The 18,277-nt window shown below is 68.2% G+C and carries 14 protein-coding genes and 2 pseudogenes; 8 read left to right on the top strand and 8 right to left on the bottom strand.

Annotation, left to right across the window (positions count from 1 at the left end; all coding sequences use genetic code 11):
- Nucleotides 1–339: 339 nt before the first annotated feature.
- The gene (locus tag OG861_RS32215; protein ID WP_330260906.1) at nt 340–762 is read right to left on the bottom strand and encodes a hypothetical protein; all 423 of its coding nucleotides are present in this window, start codon (nt 760–762) and stop codon (nt 340–342) included.
- 456 nt (nt 763–1,218) lie between these two features.
- Here OG861_RS32215 and OG861_RS32210 point away from each other — a divergent pair, with 456 nt between their 5' ends.
- Genes OG861_RS32210 through OG861_RS32195 form a run of 4 tightly spaced genes read left to right on the top strand, consistent with a single transcriptional unit; the run spans nt 1,219 to nt 6,065 of the window.
- A complete protein-coding gene (locus tag OG861_RS32210; protein ID WP_330260907.1) occupies nt 1,219–1,911 on the top strand; it encodes a TnsA-like heteromeric transposase endonuclease subunit in 693 nt (230 codons plus the stop codon).
- Nucleotides 1,908–3,995 (top strand): transposase, encoded by a 2,088-nt coding sequence (locus OG861_RS32205; protein ID WP_330260908.1) that lies wholly within the window; start codon nt 1,908–1,910, stop codon nt 3,993–3,995. Before OG861_RS32210 ends, OG861_RS32205 begins: the two co-directional genes overlap by 4 nt.
- Nucleotides 3,989–4,990, top strand: coding sequence for a TniB family NTP-binding protein (locus OG861_RS32200; protein ID WP_330261941.1), 1,002 nt, complete (start codon nt 3,989–3,991; stop codon nt 4,988–4,990). The genes OG861_RS32205 and OG861_RS32200 overlap by 7 nt, the downstream gene beginning before the upstream one ends.
- A gap of 1 nt (nt 4,991) precedes the next feature.
- Nucleotides 4,992–6,065, top strand: a complete 1,074-nt coding sequence (locus tag OG861_RS32195; RefSeq protein ID WP_330260911.1) for a hypothetical protein — start codon at nt 4,992–4,994, stop codon at nt 6,063–6,065.
- A gap of 62 nt (nt 6,066–6,127) precedes the next feature.
- On the opposite strand, the gene OG861_RS32190 is transcribed toward OG861_RS32195, so the two are convergent.
- The 4 genes from OG861_RS32190 to OG861_RS32175 all read right to left on the bottom strand — a co-directional run bounded on the left by OG861_RS32190 (nt 6,128) and on the right by OG861_RS32175 (nt 10,989).
- Complete coding sequence (locus OG861_RS32190) at nt 6,128–6,553, bottom strand: hypothetical protein (protein ID WP_330260912.1); 426 nt, start codon at nt 6,551–6,553, stop codon at nt 6,128–6,130.
- Between the two features lie 1,214 nt (nt 6,554–7,767).
- Nucleotides 7,768–8,151, bottom strand: coding sequence for a glycine cleavage system protein GcvH (gcvH, locus tag OG861_RS32185; RefSeq protein WP_329191479.1), 384 nt, complete (start codon nt 8,149–8,151; stop codon nt 7,768–7,770).
- Between the two features lie 1,407 nt (nt 8,152–9,558).
- Nucleotides 9,559–10,095, bottom strand: coding sequence for a GNAT family N-acetyltransferase (locus OG861_RS32180; protein ID WP_329191480.1), 537 nt, complete (start codon nt 10,093–10,095; stop codon nt 9,559–9,561).
- Between the two features lie 79 nt (nt 10,096–10,174).
- Nucleotides 10,175–10,989 (bottom strand): IS5 family transposase gene (locus OG861_RS32175; RefSeq protein WP_329201916.1). Its coding sequence is split into 2 segments (ribosomal slippage): nt 10,175–10,647 and nt 10,647–10,989, totalling 816 coding nucleotides; the frame shifts between segments, so codons are not numbered across the junction.
- Between the two features lie 82 nt (nt 10,990–11,071).
- On the opposite strand from OG861_RS32175, the gene OG861_RS32170 reads away from it, so the two are divergent.
- Nucleotides 11,072–11,907, top strand: a protein-coding gene (locus tag OG861_RS32170; RefSeq protein ID WP_443056384.1) for an IS5 family transposase whose coding sequence is annotated in 2 segments (ribosomal slippage) — nt 11,072–11,429 and nt 11,429–11,907 — 837 coding nt in all. Because the reading frame shifts where the segments join, the coding sequence is not laid out codon by codon here.
- Between the two features lie 10 nt (nt 11,908–11,917).
- On the opposite strand, the gene OG861_RS32165 is transcribed toward OG861_RS32170, so the two are convergent.
- Nucleotides 11,918–12,964 (bottom strand): IS701 family transposase, encoded by a 1,047-nt coding sequence (locus tag OG861_RS32165; RefSeq protein WP_329191483.1) that lies wholly within the window; start codon nt 12,962–12,964, stop codon nt 11,918–11,920.
- A 362-nt stretch (nt 12,965–13,326) separates the two neighbouring features.
- Here OG861_RS32165 and OG861_RS32160 point away from each other — a divergent pair, with 362 nt between their 5' ends.
- Nucleotides 13,327–13,731, top strand: coding sequence for a type II toxin-antitoxin system PemK/MazF family toxin (locus OG861_RS32160; protein WP_329191485.1), 405 nt, complete (start codon nt 13,327–13,329; stop codon nt 13,729–13,731).
- A 605-nt stretch (nt 13,732–14,336) separates the two neighbouring features.
- On the opposite strand, the gene OG861_RS32155 is transcribed toward OG861_RS32160, so the two are convergent.
- Both OG861_RS32155 and OG861_RS32150 read right to left on the bottom strand, forming a co-directional pair.
- Entirely contained in the window at nt 14,337–14,789 is a 453-nt protein-coding gene (locus tag OG861_RS32155) for a hypothetical protein (protein ID WP_329191487.1), read from the bottom strand.
- Nucleotides 14,790–15,870: 1,081 nt separating this feature from the next.
- The gene (locus OG861_RS32150) at nt 15,871–16,620 is read right to left on the bottom strand and encodes a transposase family protein (RefSeq protein WP_329201918.1); all 750 of its coding nucleotides are present in this window, start codon (nt 16,618–16,620) and stop codon (nt 15,871–15,873) included.
- 115 nt (nt 16,621–16,735) lie between these two features.
- Between OG861_RS32150 and OG861_RS32145 the strand changes: the two are divergent.
- Nucleotides 16,736–17,749: pseudogene (locus OG861_RS32145) on the top strand (polyketide synthase); the annotation flags it as partial.
- Between the two features lie 130 nt (nt 17,750–17,879).
- Nucleotides 17,880–18,239 (top strand): annotated as a pseudogene (locus tag OG861_RS34395) (ketoacyl-synthetase C-terminal extension domain-containing protein); the annotation flags it as partial.
- Between the last annotated feature and the right edge of the window lie 38 nt (nt 18,240–18,277).

The following is an 18,277-nucleotide window of genomic DNA, read 5'->3' as shown; positions in this document are numbered from 1 at the left end:
CTGCGCGTGGAGGAGAGAACCGCCTCGCTGCGCTGGCGGGGCTCGGCTTCGCCGAGCCAGGGCCTGCTCTTCGGGCCGGGGTCCTGCGCTTCGCTTCGGACTGTTCGGGTTCCGCTTCGCTGCACCCGAACGAGGTCCGCTTCGCGGACCCGGGCCTCCCGTACTGCGCACGGGAGGTGACCTCGTTTCACGAGGTCCGGGCCTTCGGCCCGTTGAGCGGGCCCGCTGCGCTCCCCCGCCCTGGTCCTTCCGGCTCCGCCTCCAGGACTTGAGGCCCGCTTCGCGGGCCTGGCTGGCAGCAGGGCGGGGGCTGGGGTGTTTGCTGTGGGCGACGCCCGGTCAGGGTGCGAAGTACCAGCAGTAGAGAGGCTGACGAAGGCCCTGTGCCGTGCGGGCCAGGCCCGCCAACTCCGTCAGGATCTCGACCGCTGTCTCGGCTGGCACACCCTCGTCCTTGACCGCGGCGAGCTCAGCCCATGCACCCGCAGCCTCAACGAGCCGGCCGCTGCTCGCCTGCACCAGAGCGGAGCACAGCCCGGAAGGCAGCTGGAACACCGTGAAGCCGTCATTCTTCATCGGCACCACATCACGCGAGCCTGTACCCACACCCTCTGCCAGCAGGACCTCCCAGTCCGCCACCGCATCGTCAGGGTAGAAATCCGCGCACGCGAACGAGGGAAACCCATGACGGCGCTGCCGCGGCCCAACCTGAGCAGCCACCTCATCATCCGGTGCCACGAAGAACTCGACAGTGATAGGCATAACCCGATCATGCCAGCCCCACCCCGCAGGTGTGATTCATTCTGATTCCCAGATTGAAACTGGCCTAGGGGGTATGTCGCGCTGAGGCCCAGCTCGCAGAGTGGGGTCGCCAGCCAGGGGCCATGGCGCCACTGACCAACCGGCCTGCACAGGCCGCCTGTTGTGCAGCGGAACTCATCTGGGATTCGGGACTGGTCTGGGGCCCTGCGCTCGGGTCGTCGGCTTGGGTTCCTGCAGGCCAGGGGGCAATAGCAGAGTTAAGGGGTGTGTTCGGGCTGGTCAGAGGGTGCTTCACAACATCGTGTGGCTCGGTATATCTGCGCACTGCGCAGGTTGACCGAGCCTTCTTCAATGGGCGCAAGGGCGGCTTGCCTTCGGGGGGCCACTGGGTTCGGTGGAGGGGGCGGGGTGCATCCGCGCCATGTAGACGTGCGGTTCGTCGGGCCGGACGGGGTCATGCTCCAGAGGCCGTGGCGGGCAGCCATCGGGGAGCTGCGCCTCATGGAGTGCGCGATGGTGCGTGGTTTCCCGCTGCGGCGGGGGCGGCGGTTGGCTCCGGGGTGGTGGTGGTCAGCGACCACCGGCCGTCTGGTGGGGTACGGGAGCGCGGCTATGCGGGACGCGGTCATGATGCTGGATCAGAATCCGCAGGTGGCGGGCATGGTGAGCCGTCCCCTGGAGTTCGTGTGGGAGGAGCGGGGGCGGATCGTCACCCACGCCCCTGACCTGGCCGTGAGCATGGCTGACGGGGGCATTCGTCTTGTGGACTGCCCCGGGAGCGGCGGACCGTCCGCACGGCTCGTTGGCCGGGCGCGGGTGGTCGGGGCGTGTGCTCGGGACGCGGGCTGGGAGCACCTGTTCGCGGACACCGCGGATCCGGTCGTTCTGGCCAATGCGCGCTGGCTGTCGGTCTACCGGCATCCGCGGTGTTCGGTGACTATCCCCGCCTCCCGGCTGCGCGCAGCGTTCGCCAAGCCCACCACGTTGGGCGAGGGTGCACTCCGGCTCGGAGACCCGATCGCCACACTGCCGGCCGTCTACCACGGGCTCTGGAACGACCTGCTGAGCATGGCCTGGGACCGCCCCCTGAGCGAGGAGACCCCCGTGACCGCCGTGCCAACCGGTCGGCGGAAGGAGCTGGAGCAGTGAAACGTCCGGTAGACGTCGTGGAAGTCGGGGACCGGATCCGGTTCGACGGTGGCGTCCACGTCCTGGCCGGTCTGGACGGGCCGCGCTGCCGACTGGTCGCCGAGGAGGGCTCCAGAGTGCAGGTGCTGCTGCTCACCCAAGTACTCGGTGCGCAGGACTTCGCCGTCCTGGAACCCCGCCGGCCCGGGCGGTCGCGTGTTCCGGTACACGGCCCGCTGGACGGGCTTGAGCCCGCGGTCCGGGAGAAGGCCCTGGCCTGGGAGCGGCACATCCTGGAGGTCGAGACTGGGCACATCGGGCCCCACCGGGACTGGCCGTCTCGACCCGGGTACGACCCGGCCGTGTACGGGCTTGCCGAGCGCGAGGCGACCAAGGCCGCCGAGCTGACCGCGGCCGGAGAGCAGGTCAGCGTGGCCACCGTGCGCCGGATGCGAGCCCGCTACCGCGAGCAGGGGGTGTGGGGTCTCGTGGACGGTCGCCTGACGCGGGAGCGGTCCGCGTTCGGGCGGGCCGATCCGCGGGTGGTGGCCGCGATCAAGCGGGCGCTGGAGGAGCAGCAGGGGCGTTCGACGGGGACGTTGAGCCGGCTGCGGCGCCAGGTGGGATGGTTACTCGAAGACGCCCACGGGCCCGGAACAGTGGCGGTGCCGCCGGTGGCCACGTTCAACCGGCTGGTGCGCTCCGTCGCCGAGCAGGAACAGCTCGCGCTGACAGCCGCCGGCCATCGGCGGCGGGCATCCCGGCCGGTGCCGGTGTTCACTCCGACGGTCGCGACGCTGCCTGGGGAACTGGTGATGATGGACAGCACCCTGCTGGACGTGATGGTCATGTGCGAGGACGGCCAGGCGCGGCGGCCGGAGCTGACGATGGCGGTGGACGTGGCAACCCGCAGCATCACCGCGGCCGTTCTGCGCCCGAAAGGCACCAAGGCAGTGGACGCGGCCGTGTTGCTGGCACAGACACTGGTGCCGCAGTCGATGCGGCCCGACTGGCCCGAGTACCTGTCCATGGCCGCTTCCATCATCCCCTACACGCGGCTCGCCTCCATCGACGCCCGCGTGCAGGGGGCCGCGGCCAGGCCGGTGATCCGGCCCTCAACCGTGGTCATCGACCAGGGCAAGGTGTTCGTCTCCCGCTGCTTCCTCGCCGCCGCCGAGCACCTGGGGATCTCGGTCCAGCCCTGCCCGCCCGCGTCCGGGTACGCCAAGGGGCATGTGGAGCGCGGCTTCGGGGCGATCGGCACGCTGTTCGCGCAGTACGTCGCCGGATACACCGGAAACCACCTCGCGGCGCGCGGCAGCAGCGTGGAGGACGAGGCGTGCTGGACCCTGCCCCAGCTGCAGGACCTGCTGGACGAGTGGATCGTCTGCGGATGGCAGGAACGCCGCCACGAGCGGCTACGGCACCCGCTCATGCCCCGCCTGACCCTCACCCCCAACGAGATGTGGGCCGCGCTCACCGGCATCGCCGGACACGTACCCGTCCCCCTGACAGGCGCCGACTGGACCGAACTGCTGCCATCCCGGCGCTGCGCGATCACAGACGAAGGCATCCGATTCGAACACCGCACCTACGACGGCCCCGCACTCAACGGACACCGGCACCCCTCCACCGCCGCGGACGGCAAATGGGAGGTCCACCACAACCCCTACGAGCCGTGGCGGTGCTGGGTCAGGCTCCCCGACGGCTGGGCGCAGGCCGACTGGATCCACCGAGGGTTGGTATCGCAGCCGTTCACCGACACCACCTGGCGGCACATCCGCAGCGTGGTGGCACGGCGCGCAGACCGGGCCGAACACGAAGAACACCTCGCCCGCCGCCTGGACGAACTCCTGCGCCGCGCCCACACAGGCGCCGGGGGCTCGAGCGCCGCCGGTATCGCCAGCGTCCCGGGCCAGCGGACAGGAGCCACGCGCACACGGCGACGGACTGCGGACACGGACCCGCCGAACGGCGCCGCCGAGCAGTTGCCGCCCGCGGACGGGGACACCTGCATCACCTCCGACTCGGATGCCGCCGGCGCCGCGGTATCGGCCAGGGCGTGGAACATCTTCGACGCGCACCAGGAGGCACAGCAGTGGTGACGGACGCCGACCAAGAGACGCACGACGATCCGTACGCGTCACCAAGTACCTGGCGCGAGTGGACACGGTTCGTCGACACCGAACCACCATGTCTGCCCGGGACCGGCCCCTGGAACGCCGAGGAACGCCTGGACTACCACTCCCGATTCGTAATCCTGTCCACCCCCATCATGGCCAAGATCTCCCTCACCCTGCGCCGGCTGATGATCCTCAACCGGCGGCACAACGGCACCGCCCGGCGAGGGCTGCTGATCTCCGGGCCACCGACCACCGGAAAGACCACCACCCTGCAGCAGCTCGGCCGGTCCTTCCACCTCGCCGACCGCGCCCGCCACGGCGGCCTCGACGAGCGCCTGCCAGTGGTGTTCCTGTCCGTCCCACCGGCCGCGACCCCGAAGATGCTCGTATCCGAACTGGCCCGATTCCTCGACCTGCCCATCACCACAAGCATGAACCAGGCCCGCATCACCGACATCGTCTGCGCCACCCTGCACCAGCTCGGCACCCGGCTCGTCCTGGTCGACGACGTCCACCTCCTCAACACCCGGACCCGCAACGGCGCCGAGACCTCCGACCAGATGAAACACCTCAGCGAACGCATCCCCGCGACGTTCGTCTACGCGGGCGTCGCCCTCGACGCCTCACCCCTGCTGACCGGAGTCCGCGGCACCCAGATCGCCGGCCGCTTCAAGACCGTCCGCAACCCTCCCCTGCCACACGGCAGCCCCGCCCAGCGCACAGCCTGGGAAGGACTGATCCAGGGCATGGACCAGGCGCTGCGACTGGAAGCCCACCACAAGGGCGCACTGGTCCGGCACGCCCCCTATCTCCACCACCGCACCGGCGGCCGCATCGGAAGCTTGTCCGCCCTCGTACGGGAAGCAGCGATCGCCGCCATCCTCGACGGCACCGAGAAGATCACCAAGCAGCTCCTCAACGACATCGACCTCGACGAACTCGCCGAACACACCCCCGGCACCCAAAGGCGGCGCTGACATGCCCCGAGCGCTGCCGGACCTGTCCCACCAGGCGCTGTTCCCCATCAGGCCCCTGGCCTTCGAAACCAACGCCTCATTCCTCGAACGCCTCGCCAGGGCGCACCGCCTCACCACGACCGAGCTCCTCGACGGGCTGCGCATACGCCGCCCCAAGATCTCCCCAGACCGCCAACGGATCCACGGCCCTCACGCGCCCACCGAGCTTTACCTCAACGCCAGCGCACGCACTCGCGTCAGCCAGTACACCGGCATCCCCGAGGCTCACCTCGCTCACGCCCTGCCCTGCTGGCAAGGACACCAGGACCGCGGTCCCGCCACCGCGACACGTCCAGGCGGCACCATGCGCCCCTCCGACCTGCCGGCCGTCACCGGATGCCCTCACTGCACCATCGCCCGCACCGGGCAAACCCGCCCCGTCCTGCGCTACCTCCCCCACCAGCACCTCGTGTGCGGCCGGCACCGCACCTGGGCACTGGGCCCCCACACCCTTCAGGACATGACCGTCCCCCACACCCACGTCCTCCTGCACAAGACTCCCGAGATCGTCCTCGCACACCACGCCCACCTGCGGCTGGTACGCCGCTGGGGACCAGACGCCGACGAGGCCATCACCCAGGCAGCCGGGCTCACCGAACACTGGCGCCGCCACGCCCCCAAGGCCGAACGAATCTGGCCCGCCCGCGCCCGACTCATCGGCAACGGGAAGGACACCTCCATGTGGGAAGTCCTGGCCCGCGAAGCGATCACCTACCCCGAAACCATCACCCTGGCCGGGCTCCTCGTCCGGCGGCCCTCAGCCCGCTACCACCGCACCCGGCCCGGCCAACCCCACCCCTTCCACGAAGTCGTCGCCCGGAGTCTGAACCGCCGGTGGCTCCAAGACCCCACCTACTACCCCGAAGACCTCTCCCACTTCATCCGGCACACCCCACGCCACCCCGACCACCCCACCGCCTACCGCCACCACACCAAGCCCACCCCCGGCCACCGACCAGACACCATCGAACTCACGCAACTCGGCTACCAACCACCCCCACCCCAGACCACCAGCCGCAGACAACGAGCCAGATGACGCCCAGAAACCGCCACACCGAGCCCACCCCAGGCCACCCACCAAGGCCAGATGGCTATCGATCACAGTTCGGACGGCCCAAGGCTCACCAGTCGGAAGGGCTGTCCTTCCTGCTCAGCGACGACGACCCCTGACTCGCCCTTGCAAATCCAATGGACACCGACGCGCCAACTGAAATCTCCTGGCGTACTGGCAGAAGCCCTCAGGATGAAACGCTCGGGTTCCAGATGCGAGACCCCGTACGGGAAGTCCGGCACACCCTCGGCCGGCCTCACCACAGGCGTTGGACCGCCGAGATCCACCTCGAAGGTACGCTCCTTTGGAATCTCGAAATAGGAATCGTTCAGTTCATCCTTCAGCCGGAACACGTAGCCGATCGGGGGCGGGGTGCAACGTGACTGCACCTGCACGTCGAGCTTGGTGAGGATCACAGCACGATCAACGGCAGCTTCGACAAACACGCGCACGACACACTCGTGGATGCTCACCAAGTCCAGGGAACGCACCGCTGTCAGATCCTCGGGAAGAGGGCCAACATGTCCTACAAGGATCATCTCCTGTTCAGTCCGCACAGTGAGCGGAGCTTGCGGTGTAGGGACCAGTACGGCATCTCGACCACGCATGATGGCCTTATCGGCGCCACGAGCCACGATCCCGCCGAGAGCTGAGGCGAGACCCGCGAGGACTGCAGCCACGATCCACTTGCCCACACCAGGTACAGCGACGGCTACAGCAACTGCAGCCAGCAACAGGGCGACGACGCCCACCCGCAACCAGAATCGACGAGACCCCACAGCTGCCACCTTCGACGCTTCTCCCGAGGCGCCATCGTGCCTGACGATCCACGTCAGGGAACGGACGAGACACACCTGGTTTCACTGAGAACCGACGCAACTCACCCCAGGCCCCACCCAAGCGCAGCGACACCCCCTGGCCACATACCAAGGACCAGTGAAACTGCGCAGCAACCAAATGACCTGCGCAACCAGGCCCGGTCCCAGAAACACCGCAGGTCAGACAGCTATCATGCCCAGACTCTGAGCAGATTCAGTGAGCCAGCACAGCCCCCAACTCGCTCAGTCAACCTGCACATCCCCAGGTCAGAAACGTGCCTACTGCGCAGATTCACTGACCAACGACAGCCGAGCTAGAAACCCGCAGATCAGAAGCTCTCCCACCCCGTTCTCTGCGCAGATTCAATGAGCCAACACGGCCGCCAGCCGCTCACCAGCCCGGCGAGTGCGCGACGGTGACGCGGCCATTGTCCAAGATCACGGTGCAGGTGACGCCGTGGCCGGTAGCGCAGGTCAGTGACGGCCGACAGACGACCGCCAGTCAGAACCTGATCCCCCACCAGCGGCTCCGTGGAGCCACCTCCACCGGGACGCGCCCCGCCCGGCTGCGGGCGGTCGGCTGCGATGCCTCACGACCGGTGATGACCCGGCACATGGCGTCGCGCTCGTAGTTACAACTGCGGACTCCCGTGTCAGCGGCCTCGGGCGGGCTCAGAAAGCCTCACTGCCCGTGAGCTTTGAGCAGACGAAGGCCGAGACACAGGTGCGGAGAGAACCGTCCAAGCCGGGGCGCTGCTCGGACGGAGCCGGGGGATGTGGATGAGGACCTTTTCCAAGATGTTTGTGGATAGGTGCCCCGTCCATCCGAGTGACAACCGACCCCGCCCAAGGCTTGGCAGCCGTGCAGATCACTCGTCGATGGCTGCCTTGTATCCGGCCGCGTCCATGAGCTTGTCAAGCTCGGACTTGTCAGACGGCTTGAGCTTGAAGAGCCAGGATGCGTAGGGCTCCTTGTTAAGGCGCTCCGGGCTTCCGGTCAACTCGTCGTTCACGGCGATCACCTCACCACCGACCGGCGCGTAGATGTCCGACGCGGCCTGCACCGTCTCGACGACACACGCACCAGCGCCGGCCGCCAAGACCTGGCCGACCTCTGCCAGCTCCACGTACACCATGCCGCCAAGCATCTCTTGGGCATGGTCACTGAGCCCGACCGTCACCGTGCCGTCCGACTCCAAACGCGCCCACTCATGCGACTTGGCGAACCGAAGGCCGGCAGGAACATACGACATGCTCGCTCCACAGGGTCGTAAATGATCAGCGGACCCAGCATGCCCGAGATCACCCAGCTCGCGCCGAATTTCCTCAAACTAACGGACAAAGTGGTGTCCACAGTCGTACATGTGCATCTGTTCGTACATGTGCATCTGTTCGGAGGAGAGGCAGTCGCCCTCGAACGGAGCAAGGGCAGGGACGCCGACCATACGGCGCGCGACCGAGCCACCGGGACTCCCGGAGTCAGCCGCTCCTGGTCCCGTGACACCAGGCCGCCTGAATGCTCACCGGGCGCCGTCGGCGGGATCGGCTGCCGTGGTGGCGCCGACATACCGGCGGGTCAATTCCGGTGCAACGGATTCCACCACTGGACCAGCCGGAGACTCGGTCCTCCCCCTCCGCGTCGCCGGCCAGCACGACCGCAGCCTTCCCATACAGCACCGTCTCCCGCAGGCTGCGCCCTGCGGGAGACCGTGGTCGGCAGGATCAGCAGCTGCCGTGCCCTACTCAGGCGTTCTGCCTGCTGATAGCCATGCCCAGGAACAGACCCACCACCAGGGCGACGCTCCCGGCACCCATGACGGCCCAGGTTCCGGCGTGAGCCGCGGAGAAATCGAGGTCATACCGGCCTGCGTGCCTGCCTGCGCGGCCTGCGCGCCGGACTGGGTGGCCTCCGCCACAGCCAAGGCCTTCTCCAGCTCATGGACCTAGCTCTCCAGCTCTGCTGTCTCCACGACGGATTCCTCTCAACCATGGGGTGCCGGACCGCTTCCGGCACCCACCCCTCAGCTTGGAACCACGTCCCGTAGCGCGCACCGTGACAGCGGCATCCGGGGCACGCACCGTCGCGGGAGCACACCCACCGCGGGGCCGCTGCTGCACGACTGTGCAGGGCGAAGGCGGATCCGCAAGCTCGCCGTCGCGCTGAACGCCGCCCTCGCACATCACCTCGCCAGCTCGGGAGGGAATGGCCGCAGTAGCGAAGTCGGCCGCCCCGCGGCGCCTCCGTCCCTACACAGGCGTCACGCCTTCTACCCGCGAAACGACACGCACCTGCACCAAGCGGACGACACGTCCTCCCCTCCCAGCCCAGCTCAGAACACCGCAACGCGGTGCAAGTCGCTGTCGCCAGCCGATGCAGAATCCACGACGCCCGTCACGCCGACCTGACCCAGCCCAAAACCAAACGATGCCAGGAGGGGCACCAGCTGCGGCCCGCTGGACAAGCACCTTCGGTGTAGCAGGCAGCGAAGTGGAGGCCCCGGGACGTCGTGACCCCCGGGGCTGTCCTTTGACAGTGAAGTTAGTCGTTCTGTTCTTGTTGACCTGCGGCGACTGGATTGGTTGGTGAGGCGGGTTGGGTTCGTAACCGAGACCCGACACTCATGGGTGAACCCTTGGTCGCCGGGCCGGGCGGCCCTCTGTCACATAGGGAGCGAGAACAGCCGTACTGGCCCTGACGGCCAGCGGGCGTCGTCGCGCAGGGGCGTCACCATAGTCCGCAGCGGCATGGTCACCAGGCGGCCTTCGGGTTGTTCGACGAGTACGTCGGTGTCGAGCGGGTGCCATCCGAGGCGCTTGTAGAGCGACACGAGGGGAGGACGGCAGAACAGGAGTGCGTGCTGAGGACCCATCGTGCGGGCGTGCTCCAGGGCAGCGTTGACGACGAGCCGAGCAAGGCCATGGCCTTGCATGCTGGGTGCGACGGCCACCCCGCCGACGCCCACCACCTCTGTCGCGGCGTCGCCGATCGCGACAGGCAGTCGCAGCAGGCCAGCGTGTGCCACGAGCCGGTCTTCGTGTCTGATGCCGAAGTGTTCTTCTTTCGGCAGCCAGGTCAAACCGGTCGAGGAGACACCGAAGGGATCATCGCTGTTGCCAAGGATCTCTTCCTGGTCCGCCTTGGTGTACTGGGGGAGCCGCATCACGGTCAGTGCCACAGAGAATCGGTTCTCAGACATTGCCACATGATGATCTCTCCGCCGAGCACTGGCCAAGCGATTCTCCACCGACACTGCAGGGCCCCCGTTAGACCGTGTCCTACATGGTCAGTTTGAGGAACCGCTTGTAGCAGCAGAGGGCTGCGGCGAGGCCAAGAAAGGCCAGGTAGTTGCCTGGTTTTCGTTCGTAGCGGTGGTTGAGCCGGCGGTAGCCGGTGAGCCAGGACATGGTCCGTTCGATGACCCACCTGCGTCGCCCGAGTCGCTCGCTGGACTCGATGCCCTTCCGTGCGATACGGACGCCGATGCGCTTGCCCCAGAGCCATTTCCGCAGTTCAGGGATGTCGTATGCCTTGTCAGCATGCAGGCGCTGGGGCTTGGAATCGGCTGCGTGGGATTCGTGTCCCATGTGGAAATGGGACAGCATCGGCTTCAGGGCCTGGCTGTCGTGGGTGTTGGCCGCGGAGAGTCCGACGCGTAGGGGCAGTCCTGCCGCGTCGGACAGGACATGCATCTTGGAACCGGACTTACCCCGGTCCACGGGGCTCGGACCTGCAAGTTCGCCCCCTTTTTAGCGCGGACATGAGCGGAGTCGAGGACCGCCCGGGACAGGTCGACCAGACCGTGGCCGTCCAGGAGCTCGAGCACCTTCTGGTGCAGCCGGCCCCAGACACCGGCACGCGACCAGATCAAGAACCGGCGATGCACGGTCGACTTCGACGCCCCGAAACACGGCGGCAGAGCCCGCCACGCGCATCCACTGACGAGCACGTAGACAATCGCGGCGAACACCGCCTCGTCATCGATGTTCGCGACCCCACCACCCTGCGGCCGCACGCGAGCAGGAGGTAGTAACGGCTTCGCTATCTCCCACAGCCCGTCCGGAACGATCCATCCCCACCGTCCACTCCCCATGACGAGCACAACGGACAACCAGCCATGTAGGACACGGTCTTAGACAGCGTTTCTTATGGCGTGATCGTTCGTTGAACCGTGCATGGCGGATCTGATTGAGCGGCTGGTGCCGGCTGAGTTGTGGGTGTTGTTCCGGCGGGTGGTGCCTCCGACAGAGGTGATACGTCCGCAGGGCGGCGGCCGGCGCCGGGCGGGTGACCGCGAGGCCCTGGCCGCGATCGTCTTCGTGGCGACCTCGGGCTGCACGTGGCGGCAACTGCCGCCGGTGTTCGGGCCGAGCTGGCAGACGGTCTACCGACGCTTCGCCCAATGGAGCCGGGCCCGGGTCTGGGCCCGGCTCCACCGCGTCATACTCGACGAACTCGGCGCCCGCGGGGAACTGGACTGGTCCCGGTGTGCGATCGACTCCGTCAGCCTCCGGGCGGCAAAAGGGGGCCACTGACAGGACCGAATCCGACCGACCGAGGCAAGTTGGGATCGAAGATCCACCTGATCACCGACCGGAACGGACTGCCTCTCTCGCTGGGCATCTCCGGCGCGAACATGCACGACAGCCTGGGCCTTGAACCGCTCGTGCGCGGGATCCCGCCGATCCGGTCCCGGCGAGGACCGCGTCGACGCCGACCCGGCAAGCTCCACGCAGATAAGGGCTACGACTACGACCACCTGCGGCGATGGCTCCGCAAACGCGGCATCCGCCACCGCATCGCTCGCAAGGGCATCGAGTCCTCAAAGCGGCTCGGCCGCCACCGCTGGGTCGTCGAGAGGACCGTGTCCTGGCTCGCCGGCTGCCGCCGACTCCACCGCCGCTACGAACGCAAGGCAGAACACTTCCTCGCCTTCGCTGGCATAGCAGCCGCCCTCATCTGCCACCGCCGCCTCACCAAATGGAACGACGTCTTAGTACCACAGCCGTAGATCGTGATCTTCATGCTTGAGCGGCTTGACGCCGGTAGTGGCTGGTCTGGGATCGAGCCTGGTGGCGGCGTCGCCAGAGGGACCAGCGAAGTCGGTGGACAGGGTCAAAGACGGTCCGGTTGACAAGCGTGATGAACAGTCGTTGGATCTCGTCACAAGTGAGCGGTATCAGCTCGTCGGGCGAGCAATGACCCTCGTGTTCGTTCGCACAGAGGACGACGAGGAAGGCATGCGCGAGCATGGCCAGGGCGACCCAGCGGGACCAGGACGGGTAGCGGCGGACCTGGTGCTCGTCCAGGGCCGCCAGGCCCTCGCCGGACTGGAAAAACTCCTCGACCCGCCACCTTGATCCAGCGACGCACACCAGGGTGGTCAGCGGCACTGCGGCAGGCGAGTAGCAGCGGTAGTAGGCACGTTCGCCGGTGCTGCGGTTGCGGCGGATCAGCAGCTGCCGGCTCCCGGGCCGGGGGATCGGCGAGGTCGATGACGGCCCAGTCATAGAAGCGGTGGCCCTTGGCTCCGGCCCCTGCGGACAGCTTCTGCCAGGCCCTCTTGGGCACCCTCCTGGCCAACATGTCGGCGCGAAACCTCCCGGCGCGGCGCCTGTGGTGGCTTCGTGCGAGCAGGCCACCGCGAGGACGTAGCCGGTGCCCCGTTCCTCCAGCGCGGTGCGCAGCCTCGGGTTGCCGCCGTAGACCTCGTCTCCCGCGACCCAGGCGGCCCGATGGCCGGCGTCGAGGCATCGGGTGACCATGCGAGCGGCCAGCTCCGGCTTGGTCGCGAACTTTGTGTTGTCACCGAGGCCGGCGGCCCGGCAGCGGTCGGGATCGGAGGTCCAGGAACGAGGAACATAGAGTTTCCGGTCCACTGCGGCGTACCCGCGGCGGCTGGCGTAGACCAGGTAGACGGCGACCTGGGCGTTCTCGATCCTGCCCGCGGTGCCGGTGTACTGCCGCTGGACTCCAACGGTGTCGGTGCCTTTCTTCACGTCACCCATCTCGTCGACCACCAGCACCGCCTCGCCGTCGTGCAGATGCCCCACCACGTAGTCACCCACCTCGTCAAGGATCCGGTCGGCATCCCACTTCACTCTCCCGAGCAGGTGCTACATGCCGTCCGGGGTCCTGTCCCCGGCCCACTCGGCGATGGTCCAGCAGTTCCTGCGCGGCAGGTCCGACAACATGCCGAGTACCAACTTCCGGGCCCGGCGGCGGGATTCGACCCGTGTGAAGCGCCCCGCTATCCGGCTCATCAGGCCCTCGAACGCCTCCTGCCAGCGAGGCAGGGTCTACGCTGTGACCTGCAGCCACCGCATGATCGTTTGTCTTCACACACCGATGATCAACGGTGGCCGCACCCGTATCCACACCGCGTCAGGTCGCGCAGCGTCGGCCTGCCGTCCTGTGTATCGGAGGACTTGTGCAACGTGGCGAAGTCTGGTGGGTCCAGTTCGACGAGCGGAGGTTGGTCGTACTGCTGTCAGGAGACGACGCGTCCGGGTTCCAGGTGATGCAGGTCGTCGCTCCGGCGGGCTTCGACATCAGCGGTCTGGGCATCGAAGTGACGGTCGGCGCCGGTGAAGGGCTGCCGCTCGAAGGCGTGGTGCGGCTCGCGTTCCCGCGTCCAGGCTTCACCCCGTGCACGTGGCTGACCACCGTGTCCCGGGACGACCTGGTAGAGCGGGCGGCCGTCCTGTCTTCCAGGAAGCTCAGCGAGATCGACGATGCCATCCGACTCGCTGAACAAGCACAGGAGCAGACCGCGGCAACGACCGCGAAGCTCAGCGAGATAAGGGACGCCCTCCGTCGCGGTGAACTCGGGTAGACGGAGAAGGAGCTGACGCCCGCGACGGCTGGGCGATCTCGGGCGAGGTGATCCACGCTGGACACCTGCCGCCTCGACGCCCCTCACCCTCGAGAACACGATCTACGGCTGGAGTATTAGGGCCAAGACGCGCTGTGCCTCGCCTGCTACGCCGCGCTCCGTTGTCCAGGCCAACTCATCACAGTGACACCAGCCTCGCTGCATCACACCGTCCCTGACGCGGCGCGCGTACCGACCTGACCAGCACAAACCAAGCGCCGACCCCACCAAACAGCCTCCGCGGCGGCCCCATAGACAACTAAACGCCGCGTAGCAAGGGCGTTGACGAAGGTGGCGAGGCTGTCTGCTGCGTTGGGCTTGGGGTCGAAGCGGGCGTCGGCTCCTCCGCAGTGGTTCCGCGCATGCCATGGCCACCCCGCGGCACGCCCCGCCCCTACCAGGCGCCACGCGCCAGGGGCCCGCTAGAAGTGGGGCGGGTACTCGCCGGTGGCGCGCATGTAGTCGGGGTGGAGAGTTCGTCGGGCGTCATCTCGGGGAGGGGGCCCCTGCGGCATCGGCTGCAACGACTGCGCGGCACTGACGCGAACGCCGTCATCCCCTGAGCGTCAGTAGCTGAACGAGACGACCGCTTGGGGCGAGCAGATGTCGGACCAGTGCGCCCGGTCGACACACACCTTGATGACCGCGCGTGCGGCGTGGGCGTCGTGGCGCAGTTTGCGCGACATGGAGCCGCTGGCGGAGGTGTCGGTGCGCGGGGTCTGGGTCGTCCCCGCGCTCTCCCACTTCCCGTTCTTGAGGAAGAAGAACTCCGCTTCGACGTAGACGGGGTTGTGGTCGCTGCGACGCAGATCGTCCCAGTTGGCGCCGACGGTGGCGTAAACGCCGCCGTTGTTGGCGAAGTCCCCGTAGGCGCGGGCGAGCTTCCCGGAGTCGTCGCGGGCATAGAGCTTGCCCCAGGACTTTCCGGCTGCTTCGGCCGGCGCGGTGGCCAGGACGGCGGTGAGCAGGGACGCGGCCATCACGGTGGAGGCGGTCAGAAGGTGCCGAAGTCGGGTCAAGGCGTGCTCCTCGGGTTGCCGGTGGAGGGCAGCGTATCGGGCAAACCAGGCCGCTTTGAGGTGTTTCGGGGTACCAGCCCTGCACGAGGAAAGGACGCCAGAGCAGCGAGGCGTGCTCGCCGACTGTGACGGCGTGGCCCGGGAGTAGCGCCTTGACGCCATTCCCGCCGTCGCGCCAGCACATGCCCGCGCCGAGACCGCACGCCAGCATGAACCGGCCGAGAAGAACGTAGCCACCGACGCCGCCCGGGAACAGGAGGGCACCGCGCAGTGGTGGGAGCTGGCCGCCCTGGTTGGTGTGCAGACCTCCACGCCGCGCCGACTGGACGGCACTCACTCTGGCGCCGAGCTGTGGCGCCAGGTCGAGATCGCGGGCCCCTCCGGCTGCTGGCCACGCTGCTCCCGGTCCTGGACAGCCTACGTGGTTCCCCGCTGGTCCGACGACGCGTTCACCACCTGGCCCACGCTAATCGGCGGCCTCCAGGCGGGCCGATACCGAGCGGTCGTGGCGTACCCGAGTACCCGTTGGGAGACACCCCGAAGTCGTGGGCCCAGCGCGCTTTCGCGCTGGGCCCACCCCGGTGCCGGTTGATCACACACCCGGCGTGTAGCGCCCCACACCCCAGCTCCCATGGCGTCCTGGGTCGGCCTCGCCCGATCGGCCGCACCACTGGCAAAATGATCCAGCCCTTGAACGGCCGGGGCGACGCCGGGGAACCGGGCAGCCCGGCAGCCGCCCACGCGGCCGGCCAGTCAGAGCGGGACGAGCCGGGGGCGGGCAGCCACGTGGCGGCCCGTACACCAGCGCGCTTCCGCCAAGGCGTCGCTGCGCTGTTTCGGCGCGGCGTTCACGGAGGTCGGAGCACTGGCGCCCAGTAACCGCGAGCTGGTCCAGGAAGTTGTTGGAGACGTGTCCCATGAACGTGGGCACGCTCGAACTGAGCTTCGGTGACTCCTTGGAGAACGCCCGTGACTTCTACCGACCATGCCTTGCCCTTGTCTGAGGAAGCCGACGGCGGTGCCGTGGCGATCGTGGGTGTGGGGCTGCGGCTGCCGGGCGGGATCCGCTCACTGAGCCTTTTCAGCATTGACGCTCCAGGGTGAGGATGGCGGCGGCGATGACGGTCATGCGGTTGGGGCTACAGCGGGCTCTGCGGAAGACGCGCCAGGACTTCAGTCGCGCGATGCTTCGTTCGACCGGTGCTCGCGCCGCCGACAGGGCCCGGTTGATCGTCTGCTGGGTCGCGGTGAGGTCTTGATGGGGTAGCCGTCTGATCGGTGTGGTCACCCATGAGCCGGCCCCGATGTAGGCGCGGTCGGCGAGGATGGGCACGCCCTGGCGTTCGCAGATCCGGATGATGAGGTGGGTGCGGGCCGCGGTCAGGTCGTGGGTGCGGCCGGGCAGTGCGGGCGAGATCCACAGCAGCTTGCCTGCGGGATCGGCCACGACCTGCACATTCACGCCGTGACGGCGGTGCTTCTGGGAGAAGTCGGCCCGGCTGTCGCCGACGCGGTCGCACTCGGCGAGCGTCCCGTCGAGCAGGACGTGATCGGGATCGGCCTCTCGCAGGACACGCAGCAGTCCGGGTGCCCGGCGGGACAGGTGAACGACGACGGCTGTGACGTAGGCGTGGGCCGTGCCGACGGATATGCCGCAGCCGGCGGCGATCTGCGCGAGCGTGTCGTGTCGGCGAAGGTAGACCAGACCCACGAGCGCACGCTGGTGGGGCGGGAGCTTGCAGCGTCGGTCACCCTCACGGGTGACGATGAGCATGGTTACCCACTCGACCAGGGCGTGAGGCAGGTCGAGTGCGGCAGGATAGGGAACCAACGAGGCTCCTGTGCTGATGAGTTGAGACATCGAACACCTCTCTCAACGGCACGGGAGCCTCGTGCGTTGTGGGACACCGGCCTCACCCGACCGGTGGCCACTCTGAAAAGGCCCACTGCACGCCCTGTGGGCCACGCTGGCGAACGGCCAGGACCTGGTTGGGACGGTTCCGGGCGACAGGTTCGATGTGGCGCGCTTCGTGTCGGCCGACGGGCGGCTGCGCGAGGGGCGCGTGTACACGGCCGCGGGCGGCTTCCTGGATGACGTCTCCTCGTTCGATGCGGACTTCTTCGGGATCTCACCGAAGGAGGCGTCGCGCATCGACCCGCAGCAGCGTCTGATCCTGGAATGCGTTGTCGAGGCGTTCGGCGACGCGGGCATCGATCCGGCGGCGCTGGCCGGCAGTGACACGGCGGTGTATGTGGGCGTGTCGTCGCACGGGTACAGCTCACTGCAGCAGCGGCGGCCGCGCACGTTGAACGCCTACACCATGAGCGGCTCAGCGTCCTGCAACACCGCGAACCGCGTCTCGTACGTCTTCGATCTGCGCGGCCCGTCGCTCGCTGTGGACACCGCGTGCTCGTCGACGCTCAGCGCCGTGCATAAGGCGTGCGAGGCGGTGCGCTCCGGACGCAGCTCGCTCGCGCTGGCGGGCGGCGTGAACGTGCTGCTCGATCGCTGGGAGAGCGTGGGCTTCGCTCAGGCGTCGATGCTCTCGCCGACCGGACGGTGTCATCCCTTCTCCGAGAGCGCGGATGGCTATGTGCGGTCCGAGGGCTCCGGAGTGCTGGTCCTCAAGCCTCTCGCGGCGGCCCGCGCCGACGGCGACCGCATCCATGGCGTGATCCTCGCCAGCGCCGTCAACGCGGACGGTCGCACGGCGGGGCTGGCGCTGCCGAGCGCGCGCAGCCAGGCGGCCCTGTTGGAGCGGGTATATGTCGAGGCGGGTGTCTGCGCCGATGAGGTGGCGTACATCGAGGCGCACGGCACGGGGACCCAGGCCGGCGATCCGGTGGAGTGCGCGGCGCTCGGCGAGGTACTGGGGCGGCAGCGCACGTCGGGTCGGCCACTGCCGATCGGTTCGGTGAAGTCGAACCTGGGCCACTTGGAGGCGGCGTCCGGCGTGCCCGGACTGCTCAAGGCCTTGCTGGTGCTGCGCGAGCGGTCCATTCCGGCGACCCTGCACGCGGCGCCGCTCAGCTCGCGGATCGACTTCGCCGGACTGGGACTGGAGCCCGTGACCGAGGCGCGTTCGTTCGATGCGCAGGAGGTTGCCGGGACGCCCTCCCCCAACGGCGAACGCCGTGGTCGGCGTAAACTCCTTCGGGTTCGGCGGCGCCAACGCTCACGTGGTGCTCGCTCCCGCGCCCACCCCTGCCCCCGCCCCTGCTCCGTCTCTCGTCCCCGATTCCGCCCGGGCCCTGCACACTGCTCCAGCGTCGGCCCCGACCGCGGTTGGGCAACCCGCCACGACCCGCGGCGTCCGGCTCCCCCTTTTCCTGTCCGCCCGCACGTCGACCGCGCTCGAAGCCGCCGCATCCCACTGGGCCGCGCACCTCGACGCTCTGCCGGCTGACGCCTTCTACGACACGGCCTTCACCGCATGCCGTCGCCAGGCCCGCTACGAGCACCGGATCGCGTTGCTGGCGACAGACCC

The organism is Streptomyces sp. NBC_00539 (assembly GCF_036346105.1).
Taxonomy (GTDB): Bacteria; Actinomycetota; Actinomycetes; order Streptomycetales; family Streptomycetaceae; genus Streptomyces.
Note: the sequence above shows the minus strand (reverse complement) of the source record. Positions and strands in the feature narration are given on the sequence as shown.

What these genes read in the sequence shown, in the direction of transcription:
- OG861_RS32195 (WP_330260911.1), top strand. Translation starts at nt 4,992, where the DNA reads ATGCCCCGAGCGCTGCCGGACCTGTCCCACCAGGCGCTGTTCCCCATC.
- OG861_RS32215 (WP_330260906.1), bottom strand. Translation starts at nt 762, where the DNA reads ATGCCTATCACTGTCGAGTTCTTCGTGGCACCGGATGATGAGGTGGCT.
- gcvH (WP_329191479.1), bottom strand. Translation starts at nt 8,151, where the DNA reads ATGTCGTATGTTCCTGCCGGCCTTCGGTTCGCCAAGTCGCATGAGTGG.
- OG861_RS32210 (WP_330260907.1), top strand. Translation starts at nt 1,219, where the DNA reads ATGCTCCAGAGGCCGTGGCGGGCAGCCATCGGGGAGCTGCGCCTCATG.
- OG861_RS32180 (WP_329191480.1), bottom strand. Translation starts at nt 10,095, where the DNA reads ATGTCTGAGAACCGATTCTCTGTGGCACTGACCGTGATGCGGCTCCCC.